Origin of the sequence: Flavobacterium johnsoniae (assembly GCF_030388325.1) — a bacterium.
GTDB lineage: Bacteria > Bacteroidota > Bacteroidia > Flavobacteriales > Flavobacteriaceae > Flavobacterium > Flavobacterium johnsoniae_C.
The window spans coordinates 1,737,608-1,758,899 of record NZ_CP103794.1 but is presented as its reverse complement, the minus strand read 5'-3'; the positions used below and the strand labels follow the sequence as shown (position 1 = coordinate 1,758,899).

Annotated in this window: 16 protein-coding genes; 1 reads left to right on the top strand and 15 read right to left on the bottom strand. The window is 34.3% G+C overall.

The genetic code is table 11. The annotated features are described in order from the left end of the window. Positions 1–462: 462 nt before the first annotated feature. The 11 genes from queG to NYQ10_RS07710 all read right to left on the bottom strand — a co-directional run bounded on the left by queG (position 463) and on the right by NYQ10_RS07710 (position 15,274). On the bottom strand, positions 463–1,386 hold the full coding sequence (queG, locus tag NYQ10_RS07760; RefSeq protein WP_289881014.1) for a tRNA epoxyqueuosine(34) reductase QueG: 924 nt from the start codon (positions 1,384–1,386) through the stop codon (positions 463–465). Continuing rightward, positions 1,386–2,732, bottom strand: coding sequence for a cytochrome P450 (locus NYQ10_RS07755; protein WP_289879729.1), 1,347 nt, complete (start codon positions 2,730–2,732; stop codon positions 1,386–1,388). The genes queG and NYQ10_RS07755 overlap by 1 nt, the downstream gene beginning before the upstream one ends. Positions 2,733–2,743: 11 nt before the next feature. Beyond that, positions 2,744–3,766 (bottom strand): Holliday junction branch migration DNA helicase RuvB, encoded by a 1,023-nt coding sequence (gene ruvB / locus NYQ10_RS07750; RefSeq protein ID WP_289879727.1) that lies wholly within the window; start codon positions 3,764–3,766, stop codon positions 2,744–2,746. 110 nt (positions 3,767–3,876) lie between these two features. Continuing rightward, positions 3,877–5,679, bottom strand: a complete 1,803-nt coding sequence (locus tag NYQ10_RS07745; RefSeq protein WP_289879725.1) for a cytochrome c oxidase subunit I — start codon at positions 5,677–5,679, stop codon at positions 3,877–3,879. A gap of 30 nt (positions 5,680–5,709) precedes the next feature. Next, on the bottom strand, positions 5,710–6,900 hold the full coding sequence (locus tag NYQ10_RS07740; protein ID WP_289879724.1) for a cytochrome c oxidase subunit II: 1,191 nt from the start codon (positions 6,898–6,900) through the stop codon (positions 5,710–5,712). Between the two features lie 19 nt (positions 6,901–6,919). Next, positions 6,920–8,314, bottom strand: coding sequence for a quinol:cytochrome C oxidoreductase (locus tag NYQ10_RS07735; RefSeq protein WP_289879722.1), 1,395 nt, complete (start codon positions 8,312–8,314; stop codon positions 6,920–6,922). Positions 8,315–8,341: 27 nt separating this feature from the next. Continuing rightward, a complete protein-coding gene (locus NYQ10_RS07730) occupies positions 8,342–8,887 on the bottom strand; it encodes a c-type cytochrome (RefSeq protein ID WP_057117453.1) in 546 nt (181 codons plus the stop codon). Positions 8,888–8,895: 8 nt separating this feature from the next. Continuing rightward, a complete protein-coding gene (locus NYQ10_RS07725) occupies positions 8,896–9,420 on the bottom strand; it encodes a DUF3341 domain-containing protein (protein ID WP_229354752.1) in 525 nt (174 codons plus the stop codon). Further along, positions 9,413–10,816, bottom strand: a complete 1,404-nt coding sequence (gene nrfD, locus NYQ10_RS07720; protein ID WP_109191792.1) for an NrfD/PsrC family molybdoenzyme membrane anchor subunit — start codon at positions 10,814–10,816, stop codon at positions 9,413–9,415. Before nrfD ends, NYQ10_RS07725 begins: the two co-directional genes overlap by 8 nt. A 34-nt stretch (positions 10,817–10,850) precedes the next feature. Further along, positions 10,851–13,907 (bottom strand): TAT-variant-translocated molybdopterin oxidoreductase, encoded by a 3,057-nt coding sequence (locus NYQ10_RS07715; protein WP_289879720.1) that lies wholly within the window; start codon positions 13,905–13,907, stop codon positions 10,851–10,853. Between the two features lie 32 nt (positions 13,908–13,939). Beyond that, on the bottom strand, positions 13,940–15,274 hold the full coding sequence (locus NYQ10_RS07710; protein WP_289879717.1) for a c-type cytochrome: 1,335 nt from the start codon (positions 15,272–15,274) through the stop codon (positions 13,940–13,942). A gap of 219 nt (positions 15,275–15,493) precedes the next feature. Here NYQ10_RS07710 and NYQ10_RS07705 point away from each other — a divergent pair, with 219 nt between their 5' ends. Beyond that, the gene (locus tag NYQ10_RS07705; protein WP_289879714.1) at positions 15,494–15,883 is read left to right on the top strand and encodes an SPOR domain-containing protein; all 390 of its coding nucleotides are present in this window, start codon (positions 15,494–15,496) and stop codon (positions 15,881–15,883) included. Between the two features lie 67 nt (positions 15,884–15,950). On the opposite strand, the gene NYQ10_RS07700 is transcribed toward NYQ10_RS07705, so the two are convergent. From NYQ10_RS07700 to rimP, 4 genes are all read right to left on the bottom strand, one after another. After that, a complete protein-coding gene (locus NYQ10_RS07700) occupies positions 15,951–16,460 on the bottom strand; it encodes a DUF4920 domain-containing protein (protein ID WP_289879713.1) in 510 nt (169 codons plus the stop codon). Positions 16,461–16,585: 125 nt separating this feature from the next. Then, complete coding sequence (gene infB / locus NYQ10_RS07695) at positions 16,586–19,462, bottom strand: translation initiation factor IF-2 (protein WP_289879711.1); 2,877 nt, start codon at positions 19,460–19,462, stop codon at positions 16,586–16,588. A gap of 59 nt (positions 19,463–19,521) precedes the next feature. Beyond that, positions 19,522–20,775 carry a transcription termination factor NusA gene (nusA, locus tag NYQ10_RS07690; RefSeq protein ID WP_223707140.1) on the bottom strand — a complete coding sequence of 418 codons (1,254 nt, stop codon included), beginning with the start codon at positions 20,773–20,775 and terminating at the stop codon, positions 19,522–19,524. 19 nt (positions 20,776–20,794) lie between these two features. Next, on the bottom strand, positions 20,795–21,259 hold the full coding sequence (gene rimP, locus NYQ10_RS07685; RefSeq protein WP_057117677.1) for a ribosome assembly cofactor RimP: 465 nt from the start codon (positions 21,257–21,259) through the stop codon (positions 20,795–20,797). Between the last annotated feature and the right edge of the window lie 33 nt (positions 21,260–21,292).

Sequence of the window (21,292 nt, the reverse complement as noted above, 5' to 3'; positions counted from 1 at the left end):
AATGGATGATCATCTTTAGCGTATTGGTGAAATACGAAAAATTCAAATAATTGGTTTTCGAAAAATCATTAGAAATCTTGGAATGATTTCTAAATGAACATAGTAGCGCTTGGACCATAGTCATGATAGGTTCAATACACAAAATCGTGTTTTAAGTTTATAAAATGTAGTTTTGGAGAAACGAAAGTAGATAAATCATCAACTATCAGATACATTAGTCGATAAAATGCATATAAACTCGTCAAAAAGCAGTATTTAACAACTGTTCAGTGTTATTTATAACAAAAAAATATAATTATTTGATAATGAAGAGGTCATAAATTCTTAAAGAATTATGAATAAAAGTAATTTTGACAGTATTTATTGACAAATACTCAATAAAACAGAAGACTAAAAAATAAGTTTAAACTTATAATTTAAAACACAAATAACTAACAAACAACAAGTTACGATATAAGTAAATTATTGTAAAAATTTGATATTCCGCTTTAATCCGTCAAATTTTGTTCTTTTAATTGGAGAATTTTTAAAAACAAGTTTAAATGTTTCCTCTGTAATTTCTATCCAATCTTTTTTGCCAAAAGAAAACAACTCGGGATTTGGATTAAAAAGAGGTTCTGAATGAGGTTTAGAAAATCTATTCCATGGACAAACATCTTGACAAGTATCACAACCAAACATCCATTCATCAAATTTTCCTTTCATTTCATAAGGAAGATTTTCTTTTAATTCAATAGTGTAATAAGAAATGCATTTACTGCCATCGACAATATAGGGCGCCACAATTGCCTCTGTTGGACAAGCATCAATACAAGCTGTACAAGAACCGCAATGATCAGTAACAGCATAATCATATTCTAATTCTAAATCTATAATTAGCTCGGCTATGAAGTAAAAAGAGCCGACTTTTTGAGTAATTAAATTACTGTTTTTTCCTATCCATCCCAAACCGCTTTTCGCTGCCCAAGCTTTATCCAAAACCGGTGCAGAATCAACAAAAGCGCGGCCCGAAACCTCTCCTATATTTTCCTGAATAGAATGTAAAAATTCTTTTAATTTATCTTTAATAACAAAATGATAATCCTGCCCATAGGCATACTTTGATATTTTAAAACTTTCTTCATTTTGAGAAACTTGAGGAAAATAGTTCAACAAAAGAGAAACTACGCTTTTTCCGTCATCCACTAATAAAGTCGGATCTAATCGTTTATCAAAATGGTTTTCCATATAAGCCATTTGTCCATTACGATTATTCTTAAGCCAATTTTCAAGTCTTGGCGCTTCCTGTTCCAAAAAACCTGCTTTCGATATTCCGCAAGATAGAAAACCAAGTCTTTTAGCTTCTTCTTTAATAAATTTCGAATATTTTTCTTTAGAATTAATCATCATCTTTCGGAAAATACCACTTTAACACCGACAGGTTTCAATGTAATTAATGGATTAAAATCAACTTCGGAATTGACAGATTTAATTTTATATTTTTTAATAATATATGCAATTGCAAGTGACATTTCATAAATAGCAAAACCTGCTCCAATACACATTCTAGGTCCAGCTCCAAATGGATAAAAGTATTGCATAGAGTGTTTTTTCTGTTCTCCTAAAAACCTCTCTGGGTTAAAACTATCTGGAGATTCCCAATATTTTGGATTTCGATGCAATTCGTAAAAAGAAACACCAATTAATGTTCCCTTTTTTATGTTAAACTCTCCCAAATTATCATCTTTAACATTCTGTCTATCTGTAATCCATGCAGGCGAATATAATCTCATAGATTCATTTAAAACAGCATTCGTATAAATCATTTTTTGAAGCTGTTCCACAACATCATCAGTTTCTGATTCTATTGTTTTAATCTCATCAAAAACCTTTTGTTGCACATCATGATGATTTCCTAATAAATGCAATGTAAAGGTCAAAGAATTTGCAGTAGTTTCATGACCTGCGATAAAAAGAATTTTTATTTCATCGATCAATTGCTCAACCGACATTCCCTCACCAGTATCATCATAACGAGTTTCGAGTAGCATATTAAGCAAATCATTTATTTCATCTTTTGAAGCAACACGCTCTAAAATAATTTCTTTAATAATTTCATCATTTTCTTTAGCGAGTTCAAGATGTTTTTTCACTTGACCACTAATTGAAAACCACCATCCTTTGTGAGGAAGTCTAATTTCTTTGATCAAAAATTGTTGGACAGCTTCAATTATATATTTAATCCGATTTAGTTTTTCTTGGGCAATAGAAAATTGAAACAAAGATTTAGCCACAACATTAAACGCCAATTCACTCATTACAGGAAAAAGATCTATTTCTTTATCTACAATAAGTTCATCTAACTCACCGATAATAGTCGCTTTCATATTTTCGACCAACTGATTCATTTTTTGTTTATGAAAAGCAGGCTGAATAAGTCTTCTCTGTTTTAACCAAAATTCACCATCAACAGTCAAAAGCCCTTTTCCTAAATATTTAGAAAGATAAACAGATTGAAATTTAGACTTATAATAATTTTTCTGATTCTTCTGCAATATATATTGCGCCACTTCATTATCTCTCGACAAAATAATATGTTGTGACTTTCCAATTCTTATAGAAAAAGAATCACCAAAACTTTCAAAATATCTTTTATGATAAGGTATCGGATTTTTACGAATACCCTCCGCATCAACAAAAAATCTAAAAATAGAAAGTTTTGGAGGATAATTGTATTTTTTGGTAGCAGACATTCTATTACAAATTAAAATAATCCACCCTGAATATTAGTGTTTATTTTTCCCAGATGCCTATAGGCTTTATCTGTGACTTCTCGCCCGCGAGGTGTTCTCATAATGAAACCCTCTTGAATCAAAAATGGTTCATAGACTTCTTCAATAGTTTCGCTACTTTCACTTACTGCTGTAGCCAAAGTTGAAAGTCCAACCGGACCTCCTTTAAACTTATTGATAATGGTTAATAAAATTTTATTATCCATCTCATCTAGGCCATGAGCATCTACATTAAGCGCCTTTAAAGCATATCTAGCAATCTCTAAATCAATTCTACCATTTCCTTTAATTTGTGCAAAATCACGAACCCTTCTTAGCAATGCATTTGCAATACGAGGAGTTCCACGACTTCTTCCTGCAATTTCAATTGCAGCTTCTAAATCTATAGGTGTTTTCAATATAGAAGCACTTCTTTCTACAATCGTAGTTAAAAGTTCTGTAGTGTAATATTGCAAACGAGAAGATATTCCGAAACGCGCACGCATAGGTGCTGTTAATAATCCAGATCTAGTTGTTGCACCAATCAATGTAAATGGATTCAAATTAATTTGAACAGTTCTCGCATTTGGCCCCGATTCAATCATAATATCAATCTTGAAATCTTCCATTGCAGAATACAAATACTCTTCTACAACAGGACTTAAACGATGAATCTCATCAATGAACAAAACATCTCTTTCATCTAGATTGGTTAGTAGACCAGCTAAATCTCCTGGTTTATCTAAAACAGGACCAGAAGTAATTTTTATTCCAACTTCTAATTCATTCGCAAGAATATTTGCCAAAGTCGTTTTTCCTAAACCGGGAGGACCATGAAATAAAGCATGATCAAGTGCTTCACCTCTTTGATTAGCGGCAGCAACGAATACTTTCAAATTTTCCAAAACTTGATCTTGTCCAGCAAAATCATCAAATGACAGTGGACGCAGTCTTTTCTCAAGATCTAATTCTTCCGAATTATATCCTTTTGTTGTAGGATCTAAATTTTCATTCATTCTACAAAGATATAGAAACTAATTAGTTTTGTAAAATTGTAAAACTGAACGTTTAAAACTTTAACTAAACAAAAAAGACCGTCATATCTGACGGTCTCTTTGAAAATATTTTAGTGGTGTAAAACTTCTTCACCTTCTTTCATAGGTACATTTTGAGGGACAAAATCTACATCATGATTTGGGTTACTGTAGTCATACGGCCAACGATATACATGAGGAATTTCTCCTGGCCAGTTTCCGTGGATATGTTCAACTGGAGTAGTCCACTCCAAAGTTGTAGATTTCCATGGATTCTGAATTGCTTTTTTACCGTAGAAAATACTACTAAAGAAGTTGTATAAGAATACTAATTGGAATGCACCTCCTACAAGAGCAAATGTTGTAATTAAAACATTCACATTTTGCAAATCATCAAATAATGGGAAGTTAGTATTTGTATAGTAACGTCTTGGTAAACCAGCTAATCCGATAAAGTGCATTGGGAAGAAAACTCCATAAGCACAAACTGCTGTAATCCAGAAGTGAATATAACCTAAATTTTTGTTTAACATTCTTCCGTACATTTTAGGGAACCAGTGGTAAATACCAGCAAACATTCCATAAAGTGCAGAAATACCCATTACTAAGTGAAAGTGAGCAATTACGAAGTAAGTATCGTGAACGTTAATATCTAAAGTACTATCTCCTAAAATGATTCCTGTTAAACCTCCAGTAATGAAAGTAGAAACCATTCCGATAGAGAATAACATTGCAGGGTTGAATTGTAAGTTACCTTTCCATAAAGTTGTAATCCAGTTAAATGCTTTTACAGCAGATGGAATTGCAATCAATAAAGTTGTAAATGTAAATACAGATCCTAAGAAAGGATTCATACCAGAGATAAACATGTGGTGACCCCAAACGATAGTTGATAAGAATGCAATTGCAAGAACAGACATAATCATCGCTCTATATCCGAAAATTGGTTTACGAGCATTCGTAGCCATAATTTCAGAAACAAGACCCATCGCTGGTAAGATTACGATATAAACCTCAGGGTGACCTAAGAACCAGAATAAGTGCTCAAACAATACAGGAGAACCACCTTGGTAATGTAAAACCTCTCCAGCAATATAGATATCAGACAAGAAGAATGAAGTACCAAAACTTCTGTCGAAAATTAATAATAAAGCTGCAGATAATAATACTGGGAATGAAATAACACCAATAATAGCTGTTACAAAAAATGTCCAGATAGTTAATGGAAGTCTAGTCATAGACATTCCTTTAGTTCTTAAATTGATTACTGTAACAATGTAATTTAAAGATCCCATCAAAGAAGATGCGATGAAAATTGCCATTGAAACCAACCATAAAGTCATACCTGTTCCAGATCCTGGAATTGCTTGTGGTAATGCACTTAAAGGAGGATAAATTGTCCATCCCGCAGAAGCTGGTCCTGACTCAACAAATAAAGAACATAACATGATAACTGCTGATAAGAAAAATAACCAGTATGAAATCATATTCATAAATCCTGAAGCCATGTCTCTTGCTCCAATTTGAAGTGGAATAAGTAAATTACTAAAAGTTCCGCTCAAACCCGCTGTCAGTACAAAGAATACCATGATGGTACCGTGGATTGTAACTAAAGCTAAATAAATATCATTTGCCATTACACCATCAGGTGCAAATTTATCTCCTAATAAAACATTAAATATCTTAAAAGACTCTTCTGGCCACGCTAATTGCATTCTGAAAAGCAAAGACATTGCGATACCAATGATCCCCATAATAATACCAGTAATCAAGTATTGCTTAGCAATCATTTTATGATCAATACTAAAAATATATTTAGTAATGAACGTATCTTTATGATGATGTTCGTGCTCGTGATCGTGTCCGTGATCGTGATCGTGCGCTTCTGCTGACATATATGTGTACTTTAAATTTTCTAAATAATATTATTTCATTGCAACTTTAGCTACTGCAGCTTTTACTGTATCAACAACTGCCTTAACAGTATCGATTACTTTTGCAGCACTATCTGTAGCTGGTGCAGTTCCTTCAGCTGGTTTCTCAGCAGCAGCTGCCGCTTTAATATCTTGAGCTAAAGTTGTTTTCTCACTTAACCATTTTTTATAGTCTTCTGGAGTATCAACAACAACTTTCATTTGCATATTGTAATGAGAAGCTCCACAGATTTTATTACATAATAACAAGTAATCAAATGTGTAAGGATCTAAAGCTGTACCACCTTTTGCAACTAACTCAACGCTTTTTTCAGCTCTAAGTTTATTGATGTGCGCAACTTTTTCAACCATAAATGGTAATTCTCTATACTCTGCTGTAGTGTAAGTTGGAACGAAAGCAAATTCAGTAACCATACCAGGAACACAGTTCATTTGTGCTCTAAAGTGAGGAAAATATGCTGAGTGTAAAACGTCTTGAGAACGCATTTTAAAGTGAACTTTTTTTCCTTTAGGAATATGTAATTCAGAAACTACAATATCATCTTGAGAGTTTTTATCAGACATATCAACTCCTAAAGTATTTACACCCTCAATTAATCTTACGTTTGCTTTACCTAAAGTATTATCTGCACCTGCATATCTTGCAGTCCATTTAAATTGCTGAGCATATAGTTCAATTTCAATAACATCCTCATCTTTATCAACAAACATAATATTATTCCAAGCATATAATCCATAAAGAATTAAACATGCTAAAACTACTGAAGGAATAATACTCCAAATTGCTTCTAACTTATTACTATCTGCAAAAAACAATGCTTTTTTATCTTTATTTCCTCTATTTTTAAAAGAAAACCAATATAGTAGACCTTGAGTAATAAATTGAACTACAAAAATTAAAACCCAAGTAATATTCATTAAATTATCTACTAAAAGTCCATGCTCAGAAGCAGGAGTATGAAGCGCTAAACCACCCCATTTTAGCAAACCATAAATAGTAAATATATATATGAATGCCAAGAAGCCAAACATAACATATCCTTGAATATTATTATCATTATCCGATGCAACTTGAGAATCGTCCGAAGATGCTCCTACTTGAGTAAGATCAAATATCTTGGTCAATTGCCATAATGCAACTGCTAATAAAACTACAACTATAATTACCAACAAACTTGTCATCTGTTTATTTCTTTAAATATTAATAATGAAAATGTTTACTTTCTTCGATGAAAGGATTTCTTTTTGCTAGCAAAGGAGATTTAGTTAATGCAGTAAATACAACAAATATAAACAACCCTAAGAAGAAAAGAATCGATGCAATTTCAGGAACTCCAATAAACCATTTGTCTCCAACTGTACCAGGCATAATCATATTAAAGAAATCAACATAATGGCCTAATAATATTACAACACCCGCCATAACAATAACCCAGCTAAGACGTTTAAAGTCAGTATTGATTAATATTAATAATGGGAAAACAAAATTCATAACAACCGCTCCAAAGAAAGGCAAATTATACAATTGAATTCTTGTTACAAAATAAGTAACCTCTTCTGGAATGTTAGCATACCAGATTAGCATAAATTGAGAGAACCATAAATAAGTCCAGAAAACACTAATACCAAACATAAATTTAGCTAAATCGTGAATATGACTTGTATTTACATACTCTAAATATCCTTTTGATTTTAAATATATAGTTACCAAAGCAATAGTAGTAATACCACTTACAAAGAAAGAGGCGAATACATACCATCCAAATAACGTACTGAACCAGTGTGGATCAAAAGACATAATCCAATCCCAAGACATAATAGACTCAGAAACGATAAAGAAAACTAAAAATCCAGCAGAAGCTTTGAAATTCTTTTTGTAGTAAAGATCATCATTTGCTTCATCTTGTGCTAAACAGTTTTTTCTAGAAATATGACGGTAAATATTCCATCCTAATAAAAAGATGAAAGCTCTTGCAATCCAAAAAGGAAAGTTCAAATACCCTGACTTACCTGCAATAATAGCATCGTAGTTTGGACTCTTAGGATCTGTTACACCTTCACCTAACCAAACGAAAATATGATTAAAATGTAATCCACATAATACTAAAAGTATAAAGAAAATTACAGAACCAGCTGGCAAGTAAGCTGTAATACCTTGCATAACTCTAAACAAAACTGGAGACCAACCTGCCTGAGCAACTTGTTGAATAGCGTAAAAAGCTAAAACTCCCATAGAAAGCAGTAAAAAGAAAATACAAGCAACATAAACTGCAGACCAAGGTTTATTTTGTAATTGGTGCAGTACATGCTCTAAATGTTTTTCGTGCTCATTTGCACCAGAAACTTCAGCATGCTCAGCAACTTTGTGAGAATCATGTGATGCTTCAGCAGCCTCATGATGACCTGCTTCTTTGTGAGATGCCTCCGCTTTTTCTTCATGTGCAGCACCATGAGAACCATGTTCATCTGCAGCTAGTATTTTTTCAACTTCTTGAATATCTTTTGGTGCACTTAAAAAACCATACCCAATTCCTAATAAACCAACGGCCATTAAGATGATAGAAAAAGTTTTTAATTTACTTGAAAATGTATACATATCTATTACGATCAGTTTGTTCAACAATTATAATTGGCTTTTTAGTTTCAGAACATAGTCAGCAACTAACCAACGTTCGTGAGCACTTAATTGATTTGCATGTGAACCCATTGCATTCAAACCATAAGTCTCAACGTGAAAGATACTTCCCTCAGTGATTTCTCTGTCTTTATAGCTAGGTACCCCAAGAAATTTTTCTCTTTCAACCAATTTACCTTTACCGTTACCAGTTGCACCATGACAGCTGATACAGTAAATTTCGAAAAGTTCTTTTCCTTTTCCAGAATTTCTCTCAATAGAATCCAAAGGAGATTTTAAATTAGCTTTTGCTAATTCGTAACCAGCAGTTGAATTTTCATATTCGTAAGGCTCAAAACCTCTATTAATAGTTCCTGCAACAGGAAGCTGTCCTTCTTTTCCTCCTTTAAATATTTTTGCTTCTGTGTATGGCTCATAAGCAACAGACTCATACATATTTGGAAAATACTGATAGTTCGGTGCCGAATTATTGTGGCAAGAAGAAACTAAAATAGTTATACCAACTAAAAGTGTTATTTTATATATCCTTTTCATAGCTACAATTAATTCTTTTCTATTACTTTAACTTCAACAGCACCAGTTGCTTCGAAAAAAGAAACCAATTCTGTCTCGTTATCATTTACTGAAACTTCCATTAAGAAGTGATCATCCGTTGTTCTTACATCTGGATTTTCTGCTTCTTTAAATGGCCATAATCTACTTCTCATGTAAAAAGTAATTACCATTAAGTGAGCTGCAAAAAATACAGTCATCTCAAACATAATTGGCACGAATGAAGGCATGTTTTGAATAAAACTAAAACTTGGTTTACCTCCAATATCTTGAGGCCAATCATGAATCATGATATAAGACATCATTGTTGTTGCAACAGAGATACCAACACATCCATATAAAAAAGCACATATTGCTAATCTTGTTGGTGCTAATCCCATTGCTTTATCCAATCCGTGAACTGGGAATGGAGTAAAAACCTCCTCAATATGATGATGAGCAGCTCTAGTTTTCTTTACTGCATCCATCAAAACGTCATCGTCATTATAAATGGCGTATATAACTTTATTACTCATGATGTGAATCTTTACTGTTTGCTCTTTCTCTAATATAATTATCTCCTGTTCCTTTCAAAATTGTTTTAACCTCTGCCTGAGCAATTACAGGGAAAGTTCTTGAATACAATAAAAACAATACGAAGAAGAAACCAATTGTTCCAATGAAAATTCCAATATCAACAAATGTTGGTGAGAACATTGTCCACGAAGATGGAAGGTAATCTCTATGTAAAGAAGTAACAATAATTACAAATCTTTCGAACCACATACCGATGTTTACAACAATCGAAATAATGAATGAGAACATGATACTTGTTCTTAATTTTTTGAACCACATGAACTGAGGAGAGAACACATTACATGTCATCATCGACCAATATGCCCACCAGTAAGGTCCAGTAGCTCTGTTTAAAAATGCATATTGCTCATACTCTACTCCTGAATACCAAGCTACGAACAGCTCAGTAATGTAAGCTACACCAACAATAGATCCAGTAATCATGATAATGATATTCATTAACTCAATATGCTGTAACGTAATGTATGCTTCAAGATTAGAAACTTTTCTCATAACAATCAACAATGTATTTACCATCGCGAATCCAGAGAAAACCGCTCCAGCAACGAAGTATGGAGGGAAAATTGTTGTATGCCATCCAGGAATTACAGAAGTAGCAAAGTCCATAGATACAATTGTGTGTACAGAAAGTACAAGTGGAGTCGCTAAACCAGCTAACACTAAAGACACCTCTTCAAAACGCTGCCAGTCTTTTGCTCTACCGCTCCATCCAAAACTTAAAATAGAATAAACTCTTTTGTTAAATGGAGTTATAGCTCTATCACGAAGCATTGCAAAGTCAGGTAATAAACCAGTCCACCAGAAAACTAATGATACTGAAAGATACGTTGAAATCGCAAATACGTCCCAAAGTAATGGTGAGTTAAAGTTTACCCAAAGAGATCCAAACTGGTTTGGAATAGGCAATACCCAGTATGCTAACCATGGACGTCCCATGTGAATGATTGGAAATAGCCCCGCTTGAACTACCGAGAAGATAGTCATTGCTTCTGCAGAACGGTTAATAGCCATTCTCCAACGTTGACGGAAAAGTAATAATACCGCAGAAATTAATGTTCCGGCGTGACCAATACCTACCCACCAAACGAAGTTAGTGATATCCCAAGCCCAACCAACTGTTTTATTTAATCCCCATGTTCCGATACCGGTAGATACGGTGTAAATTATACAACCTAACCCCCAAAGGAAGGCTACTAATGCGATTGTAAATACAATCCACCATTGTTTATTTGCAGGTCCTTCAACAGGCGCTGCCACATCTACAGTTACATCGTGATATGATTTATCACCTATAACTAAAGGTTTTCTAATGGGTGCTTCGTAATGAGACGACATAATCCTTTATATTGTTTCTTAATTAATAATTTTTCTAAGTATTTCTAACTTTTACATGATAGAAAACATTTGGTTTTGTACCCACATGCTCTAATAAGTGATAAGCTCTTTCGCTTTCAGCAAGTTTAGCAACTTCACTTTCTTTATCATTAACATCTCCAAAAACCATAGCTCCAGAAGAACAAGCAGCAGAACAAGCACAAGCATTGTTGAACTCATCTTTTGCCACTACTCTACCTTCACGTTTTGCTTGAAGAATTACAGCTTGAGTACTTTGGATACAGAAAGAACATTTTTCCATAACTCCACGAGAACGAACGTTTACGTCTGGGTTTAACACCATACGACCTAAATCGTCATTCATATGATAATCGAATTCGCTGTTTTTGTTATACAAGAACCAGTTAAAACGACGTACTTTATAAGGACAGTTATTTGCACAGTAACGAGTACCAACACATCTGTTGTATGCCATATGGTTTTGACCTTGACGACCATGAGATGTAGCAGCAACAGGACAAACTGTTTCACAAGGTGCGTGGTTACAGTGCTGACACATTACTGGTTGGAATGCTACCTGTGGATTATCTCCAGGTTTTTCCATTTCATTAAATGTAGATAATGAACTTGATAAACCAGCGATTCCTTCTTTTCTTTCATTATCACCTTCAAATGTACTTTCAGAAGAATAGTATCTATCGATGCGCAACCAGTGCATATCACGGCTTCTTCTAACTTCAGCTTTACCTACAACTGGAACGTTGTTTTCAGCATGACAAGCAATAACACAAGCACCACATCCAGTACAAGCATTTAAGTCAATTGATAAGTTGAAGTGGTGACCCGTAGTACGATCAAAGGATTCCCATAAGTCAACAGTTGTTGCCTCAACTTCTTGGTGATCTAAAGATACCATTGGCTTTTCATTCCAATGTTCTGCATCTTTAGTATTAAATACTTCTAAAGTAGTTTCTTTAATGATATCTCCTCTACCCATTAATGTTTTCTGACCTTGAACACAAGCAAATTCATGTTCTCCTCCAGCCTTTACTATAGATACAGATTGTACTCCATTAAATCCTTTATATAAAGCGTAAGCATTTAAACCTACTTGCATTTCTTCTTTTAGAGAAGCTTTACGTCCATATCCGAGAGCTAGACCAACAGTACCAACCGCTTGACCTGGCTGAACGATAACCGGTACATTTTCTAATTTAACTCCGTCAACAGTAATAGTAGCATAACTACCATTTAAACCTCCGTTTGCAACAATTTCGTTTGACAAACCAAGTTTTTTAGCATCTGCATTAGAAACTGTAACATAGTTATCCCAAGAAACTCTTGTAATTGGATCTGGAAACTCTTGCAACCAAGGATTGTTTGCATGTTGTCCGTCTCCTAAACCTGTTTTAGTGTATAACACTAACTCATACTCTCCAGCTGATTTAGATTTAGCAACAGCATTTGCAGCAGAAGCAGCATCAATAGCTCCTCCAGATAATGCTGTAGATCCTACAACAGCTACACCATCATGCAAAACTTTATTCCAAGAAGAACCTGCAGTAAATATTCCTGAGTTAGCTTTTAAGTAATCATAAAAAGTACCAGCAGCACCATTTAATGACAATAAAACATCTTGAAATTGTTTTGTATTGAAAATAGGACGGATAGTTGGTTGAGTTAAACTATAAGTTCCGCTTGTAATTTCAACATCACCCCAAGACTCTAAATAATGAGGAGCTGGAGCTGCAACATTTACAATTGATGCAGTCTCATCTTCTTTTAATGCAAAAACAACAGAAGTTTTAACTTTTTTCAATCCAGAAACAAAAGCAGCAGAATCAGCTAATGTATAAACCGGATTAACACCACTCATAATTAAAGTATGAACACTTCCTGCATTCAAATCTTTAATCAACTGCGAAACAACAGCATTAGAACCTTTTCTAATTTGTCTTGCTCCTGCAGTACTAAAAGCTTCGCTAGCTAATACTTGATTGATAGCTAAAACTAATAATTGAGCATTTTTATCTTCAATTCCAGATACTAAAACTCCTTTTGATCCAGCAGCTTTAAGCTGTTGTGCAGCTTTTACTACTTCAGCCTTAACGTTTCCGTCTAAAGCAACAGGAACAGAAGCACCTGTAATAATATTATAAATTTGAACTAAAGCCTGTTTTTGAACAGCACTAGTCATCGGAACACGCTTATCAGCAGCCGCTCCAGACAATGTCATGTTTGATTCAAACTGAAAATGACGAGACATTTTTCCATTTTGAGGAATACGGCCTTTTGCATATCCAGAATCATATCCACCACCTTGCCAGTCTCCTAAGAAATCAGCACCAACAGATACGATTAATGAAGCTTTCGAAAAATCGTAATCAACTAAAGCTCTTTGACCATAAACTGATTCAAAAGCATCTAAAGCTTCTGATGAAGAAACTGCATCATAAACCACATGTTTTGCATTTGGATTTTTAGCAATAAATTCAGCAATTAACTTTTCTGTAGATGGACTAGCTAAAGTATTAGTCAATAATACAACTTGTCCTCCTTTAGCTTTTGCATCAGCTAAGCTTGATTTAATTTTTAAATCAACTGCTGACCAAGTAGAATTTTTACCATCTACTTTAGGCTCTTTTAAACGACCACTATCATACAATCCTAAAATAGAAGCATGAATTCTTGCATTCGCTGCAAATTTAGCACCAGCAATTGTATTGTTTTCAATTTTAATTGGACGACCCTCACGAGTTTTAACCAAAAGGTTAGCAAAATCAAAACCATCAAAAACAGTAGTTGCATAATAATCCGCAACACCAGGAATGATTTGTTCTGGTTGTAAAACATAAGGGATAGACTTGTGAACTGGACCTTCGCAAGCAGCCAAAGTAACAGCTGCAGTACTAAACCCTACGTACTTTAAAAAGTCACGACGTGAAGTTCCTGATGTAGATAAAGCATCAGCATTACCTAAAAACTCATCAGTAGGAATTTCTTCAACAAATTCGTTATTTCTAAGCGCCTCAACAATAGAGCTATTTTCTAGCTCTTCAACACTTTTCCAGTATTTTTTGTTTGATGACATTGTATATATATATTAAAATCTTAATAAATCGATTAATAGTGGCATTTACCACATTCTAAACCTCCCATTTGCGCTGCAGTTAATTTCTCTACACCGTATTTTTTAGAAAGCTCAGCATGAATTTTGTCATAGTAAGCGTTACCTTCCATCTTAACATCAGTTTTTCTATGGCAATCAACACACCATCCCATTGTTAATTTAGAGTATTGCTTCATGATCTCAAATTCCTGAACTGGTCCGTGACAAGTTTGACATTCAATTCCAGCAACAGAAACGTGCTGTGAGTGATTGAAGTAAACAAAATCAGGAAGGTTATGAATACGAACCCATTTAACAGGCTGCGTTTTTCCAGTGTAAGCTTGTTTTGCTTTATCCCATCCAACAGCATCATATAATTTTTGAATCTGCGCATCGTAAAAAGCTTTGCTGTACTCAGGAGTAGCAGTTGTTTCAGCAACTTCAGAAATATTTTTATGACAGTTCATACAAACATTTAAAGAAGGAATACCAGCTGTTTTACTTACACGTGCAGCAGAGTGACAATATTTACAATTGATTTCGTTATCACCAGCGTGAATTTTGTGAGAATAATGAATTGGCTGAATTGGCTCATAATTCTGATCTACACCTACTTGCATTAAGTAACCGTAAACAAAATAACCACTTGCCAAAAGCAAAAAGATAGAAGTTACTAAAACCAAAAATTGATTTTTAACGAAAGCTTTCCAGATTGGAGTTCTAGCCTCTTTAGGAGCAACCTCAATACCATTCTTATTTGCAACCTTAGTTAAAACCTTGTTCACCATGAACAACATCACAACTAAGATAGCCATTACCAGAGCAAGAGCTCCTAAAATAATATTGTTTGAAATTCCGCCACCTTCAACATTAGTACCAGGAGGAGTTGCAGCTGTACCAGCAGCTGGAACTGGATCTTTTTTAACTTCAGAAGTATAAGCGATAATATTATCAATATCACCTTCAGACAATTGAGGAAAAGAAGTCATAACAGATTTGTTATTTTCCTCAAAAAGTTTAACAGCAACAGGATCACCTGACTTAATCATGTCAGAACTGTTATGCACCCACTTGTAAATCCAAGCCATATCATGCTTAGCAGCAACACCCCTTAAAGCAGGACCTGTTGATTTAGCATCTAATTTGTGACATGCAGCGCAATTTGCATTAAAAAGTTCCTTCCCTTTTACTGGATCACCGCCTCCCGCAGCTGGAGCAGCAGCCGCAGCTTCAGGCGCCGCCGGAGCAGCAGCATCTTGAGCAAATGAAGTTAGGGAGAAAATTAACGTCAGCGATAAGCCAAACAGCAATTTTCTTGAGATCGAATTATGGTTACCCACCTTTTTCATATAGTATAAATAATTGTCTACTAATTTTTGGTATGATTTTTTCTGTACTAAAGCAGTAAAAACACACACCCTCTTTTAAAACTTGCACAAAAATACGACTTATGAACTATTCTCAAAACCTTAAAATACCCTTAAATATCAATTTATATCAATTCTAAATAATATTAAAATTTTACACTCAAACTTTAAATAGTATTTTTGCATAAAAACCATCACATTATGAGAATTTTAAGTCCTTCAAAAAAAATGTTATTAGCAATTACAACGATTGCTTTCTCACACAATATTAACGCACAAGACCAAAATTTAACATTGAACCAAGACACCAAATTTGAGCAATTGTTAAATGAGAAGCGTAAAATTAACACGTCAATAAATACAAACGATACTTACAGAATTCAAATCTTTAGCGGCAAAAGCGACGAAGCCAAGAAAACACTTTCAGATTTTAAACGAGAAAATTCTAATATCGATGGGACAATAATTTTTAACACACCAAACTACAAGGTAATTGTAGGTAATTTCAAAACTCGAATTGAAGCAGAAAGAAATTTAGCCGAAATTAAAAAAAGATACAAAACTGTTTTCCTACTTAAACCAGGAAGATAAAATATTCTAAAATAAAAAAAGCGGGAAATTATCCCGCTTTTTTTATTTTAAACATAGCCAAAAGTGATCAATTCACAACTTTTATACCACTTGCCATAAATCGTATTTCCTCCTTTGACGCTTTGATCGCATCAATTTCTGCTTTTGTTTTTTTAGCATCTTTTGCATAATGCTTTAATTCCTCGACAGAAGTAACTTTTTTCTCCGCTACACCCTCTAAAACAACATTTTTTCCTTTCGCAGCAGTAGGCACAAAAAAAGCATAATCTTTCATCTTAACAAAGAAAGAAGAACCATCTTCCGTCTTAATACTTACCCAACAGCCTCTTTTTGGACACACACCTGTCACCTCTCCTTTTACAATGACATTTTCAATCTTATCATCTTTTTTCAACTTATCATCTAGCTCACTAACCGAAATAGCATTACCTACCGAAGATGCCGAAACATCCGTCCCATAGTAATCTCCCACCAAAGCATCTCCTTTAGGCGGAGCAGGTTTTTCTACATCTTCTTGACCAAAACAAAAAGAAGAAAAACTTAAAAGCAAAACAACTGAATATATTCCTAATTTCATCTTATATTAATTTAGTTATATCAAAAATAGAATTAAAAGTCCAAAGTAATCACTCAAAACAAATTCTTTAACAAAAAAAAGAGTCTCAATTTTCACTGAGACTCTTTTTATATGCTTATTGAATATTATTTCAATTTCTTTTTAATTGCTACTTCGTGGTATGCTTCAATAACATCATTAATTTCAATATCATTAAATCCTTTAATTTGAATACCGCAATCGTAACCTTTCGTTACCTCTTTAACATCGTCTTTGAAACGTTTTAAAGCCACAAGTTCACCTGTATGAACTACCACTCCGTCTCTAATAACTCTGATCTTAGAAGTTCTTAAGATTTTACCATCTGTAACCATACATCCAGCAATTGAACCCACTTTAGAAATTTTGAAAATCTCACGAATTTCTGCATTACCTAAAACTTCTTCTTTCATTTCTGGCGCTAACATTCCTTCCATTGCATCTTTCAAATCATCGATAGCTGCATAGATAATAGAATAGTAACGAATATCGATTTCTTCTTTATCAGCAAGTTGTCTAGCATTTCCTGCAGGACGAACGTTAAATCCGATAATGATTGCATCTGATGCAGAAGCCAAGTTAACATCGGTTTCTGTAATTGCACCAACTCCTTTATGGATGATATTAATTTGAACTTCTTCAGTAGAAAGTTTAGAGAACGAATCTGATAATGCTTCAACAGATCCATCAACGTCTCCTTTAAGAATTACGTTCAATTCTTTAAACTGTCCAAGAGCAATACGACGACCAATCTCATCAAGAGTAATATGTCTTTGTGTACGAACTGATTGTTCACGCATTAATTGAGAACGCTTAGAAGCAATTTGTTTAGCCTCTTTTTCATCTTCAAAAACATTGAATTTATCACCAGCTGTTGCAGCCCCATCTAAACCTAAAACCGATACTGGAGTTGAAGGACCTGCAGATAAAACTGTATGTCCTCTTTCATCATGCATTGCTTTAACTTTTCCATGGTGTTTTCCAGCCAACATGTAATCACCAATTTTCAATGTCCCTTGTTGAACTAAAATTGTAGAAACATATCCTTTTCCTTTATCAAGGAAAGCTTCAACAACTGTTCCTTGAGCCGCTTTATTTGGATTTGCTTTTAAATCTAAGATTTCAGCTTCCAATAAAACTTTCTCTAACAATTCTTTTACTCCTGTTCCGACTTTTGCAGAAATATCATGCGATTGAATTTTTCCACCCCAATCCTCAACAAGTAAATTCATACCAGCCAAACGCTCTTTAATTTTATCAACATTTGCGTTTGGTTTATCAATTTTATTGATTGCAAATATAATTGGCACTCCCGCAGCTTGTGCGTGAGAAATTGCTTCTTTCGTTTGTGGCATGATATCATCATCCGCCGCAACAACAATAATAGCAATATCCGTAACTTGAGCTCCACGTGCACGCATCGCGGTAAACGCCTCGTGACCTGGTGTATCTAAGAATGCAATTTTTTGACCATTATCTAAAGTTACACCATAAGCTCCAATGTGCTGTGTAATACCTCCAGACTCACCAGCGATAACATTTTCTTTACGAATATAATCCAGTAAAGATGTTTTACCGTGATCGACGTGACCCATTACAGTAACAATCGGCGCTCTAGTTACTAAATCTTCTTCTCTATCTTCAACTACTTCAATAGCTTCTTCGATATCAACTGTGATAAATTCAACTTCATAACCAAACTCATCTGCCACAATCGTTAACGTTTCAGCATCTAAACGTTGGTTCATGGTAACCATGATTCCAAGAGACATACAAGTTCCAATTACTTTAGTAATCGGCACATCCATCATAATAGCAATTTCACCAACTGTAACGAATTCTGTAACTTTAATAGTTTTACTTCCTTCATCAAGAGCTCTTTGCTCATCATCAGATTTCTGACGGTGTGTTTCTCTTTTATCTCTTCTATATTTAGCCGCTTTAGATTTACCTCCTTTCCCTTGAAGTTTCTCAAGAGTTTCTCTAATTTGGTTTTTTACTTCTTCTTCTGTCGGCTCAACTTTAGCAACAATTGCAGGACGGTTTCCTTTTACAAAACCTGGTCTCTGGCTTCTGTTTGCATTAAAGCCTCCACCATTATTATTTGGCGTAATTTTATTTGGATTTGGCGTTCCCGGCGCGTTATTACCCCCAACAGGTTTTGGCGCTCCAGGCGTACCTGGTTTTGGAGCTATTCTTTTACGCTTATTTTTATTTGCGTTATTACCGCCTACTCCAGGAGTTCCAGGCTTATTGTTTTGAGCCGCTTTAGGATCTTCTTTCTTTTTCTTAGGCTTATTAAATTGAGACAAATCAATTGTCTGTCCAGTAAGAGTAGTTCCAGAAAGTTTTTGATATTGCGTTGTAATCGTTTCTTCCGAAGTTGTTGGATCAGTAGACACAATCGGTTCTTGTGCTACTTTAGAAGATTCAACTTTAGCTTCTTTTTTCTCAGTAATAACAGGTTCTTCTTTTTTGGCTTCTGGAACTGGAGTTACCACCGGTTCCGACTTCACCGTTTCATTTTGAACAGGTTTCTCTGGCTGCACAGGTGCAACAACAGCTTTTGGTTCTTCAGCCTTAACTGTTTCTTCAGAAGGAGTAATCGCAGGTTTTTTTGGATTTAAGTCAATTTTTCCAACTTGCACAGGTCCCGAAACAACCGCTCTCGCTTTGATTATTTCTTGCTGTTTTTGACGCTCTTCTTCTTGTCTGCGTTTGTCTTCAATCTCTTTCTCACGTTCTACACGTAATGCTTCTTTTTCTTTTCTTTTCTCTTCTCCAACCTCTTTAGAAGCCTCTTTATTCCCCTTATCGCCCGCAAATTGGCTTTGAAGGATATTAAATTCACTATCAGAAATTTTTGCATTTGGATTTGCATCAATAGCAATTCCTTTATCTTTTAGATAATCTACAGCTCTTTCTAACGAAATATTTAATTCCCTTAAAACCTTGTTTATTCTTATTACTCTCTCTTCAGACATATAACCTTTTTATTATTACCTTTTTCGTTGTGTTGTTAGAGCAGATGTTCAGCTATTGCTTAACTATCAAACTCTTCTTTTAGTATCTTCATAACATCTAGAATAGTTTCCTCTTCTAAATCTGTTCTTCTTACTAAATCTTCTACGTCATGCTTCAAGATACTTTTTGCAGTATCCAAACCTATTTTAGCAAACTCTTCAATTACCCATTCTTCGATTTCATCTGAAAACTCTGTTAATTCAACATCATCTTCATCTGCAACTGTACCAGCAACATCACCTTCACGGATTACATCCAATTCATAACCTGTCAATTGACCTGCTAATTTAATATTGTGACCTCCTCTACCGATTGCTTTAGAAACCTCTTCTAATTTCAAGAAAACTTCAGCTCTTTTATTTTCTTCATCAATTTTAATAGAAGAAACTTTTGCAGGGCTTAATGCTCTTGTAATAAACAATTGAATATTGTTTGTATAGTTTATAACGTCAATATTTTCATTTCCTAACTCGCGAACAATTCCATGAATACGAGAACCTTTCATTCCCACACAAGCTCCAACTGGATCAATTCTATCATCATAAGAATCAACAGCTACTTTTGCTTTTTCTCCAGGAATACGAACTACATTTTTAACTGTAATCAGTCCGTCGAAAACTTCTGGAATTTCTTGCTCAAATAATTTTTCTAAGAACTTTTCTGAAGTTCTAGACATAATAATTTGAGGTTTATTTCCTTTTAATTCGACACTTTCAATGATTCCACGAACATTATCTCCTTTACGGAAGAAATCAGATGGAATTTGTTTTTCTTTTGGAAGAACAATTTCATTTCCTTCATCATCCACCAAAATAACAACTCTTGGACGCACGTGGTGTACTTCTGCAGTATAGATATCACCGATAATATCTTTAAACTGTTTGTAAAGATTAGTATTATCGTGTTCGTGAATTTTAGATATTAAGTTTTGACGAAGCGCTAAAATAGCTCTTCTTCCTAAATCAATCAATTTAACTTCTTCAGAAACTTCTTCGCCAATTTCAAAATCCGCCTCAATCATTCTTGCTTCGGTCAAGGTAATTTCTTCGTTTTCAAAATCCAGATCTTCATCAGCAACGATTACTCTTCTTCTCCATATCTCCATATCTCCTTTATCAGGATTTATAATAATATCGAAGTTATCATCAGATCCGTATTTTTTCTTCAATGCATTTCTAAACACATCCTCTAAAATTGCCATAAGCGTTACACGATCAATAAGTTTATTATCTTTAAACTCTGAGAATGAATCGATTAATGCTAAATTTTCCATGCGAATTCTTTAATTAAAATTAAAATGTTACTGTAACAACTGCCTCTTTAATTTCTGTATAAGGTATTTGTTGCTCTTTTTGAACTGTTTCTTTTCCTTTTCCTACTTTTTTCGGCTCCCTTGCTTTCCAAGACAAAATTATAAAAACATCGTTAGCTTCTATCAATTCTGCTTCAATTTTTTCAGTATTTGTAGTAACAATCAGCGTTCTACCAATATTTTTCTTGTATTGTCTTATCAATTTCAAAGGCGATCCTACTCCAACTGACGCTACTTCAAGCGAAAAATCCTGTTCTTCACGATCTAGATTATTCTCGATTGCACGACTAATATCAATACAATCCTGCAGTGCCACTCCATTATCTCCGTCTAAACCAACGCTAATTTTAAAAGAATCCGAAACAGCAAGATCAATCAAAAAGATTGATGGCTTTTCCAGAAGAGCTTCTGTAATTAATCCGTTTACTTTTTCTTTGAATGTCATAATTTTATAAAAAGAGGGGACACTTAGTCCCCT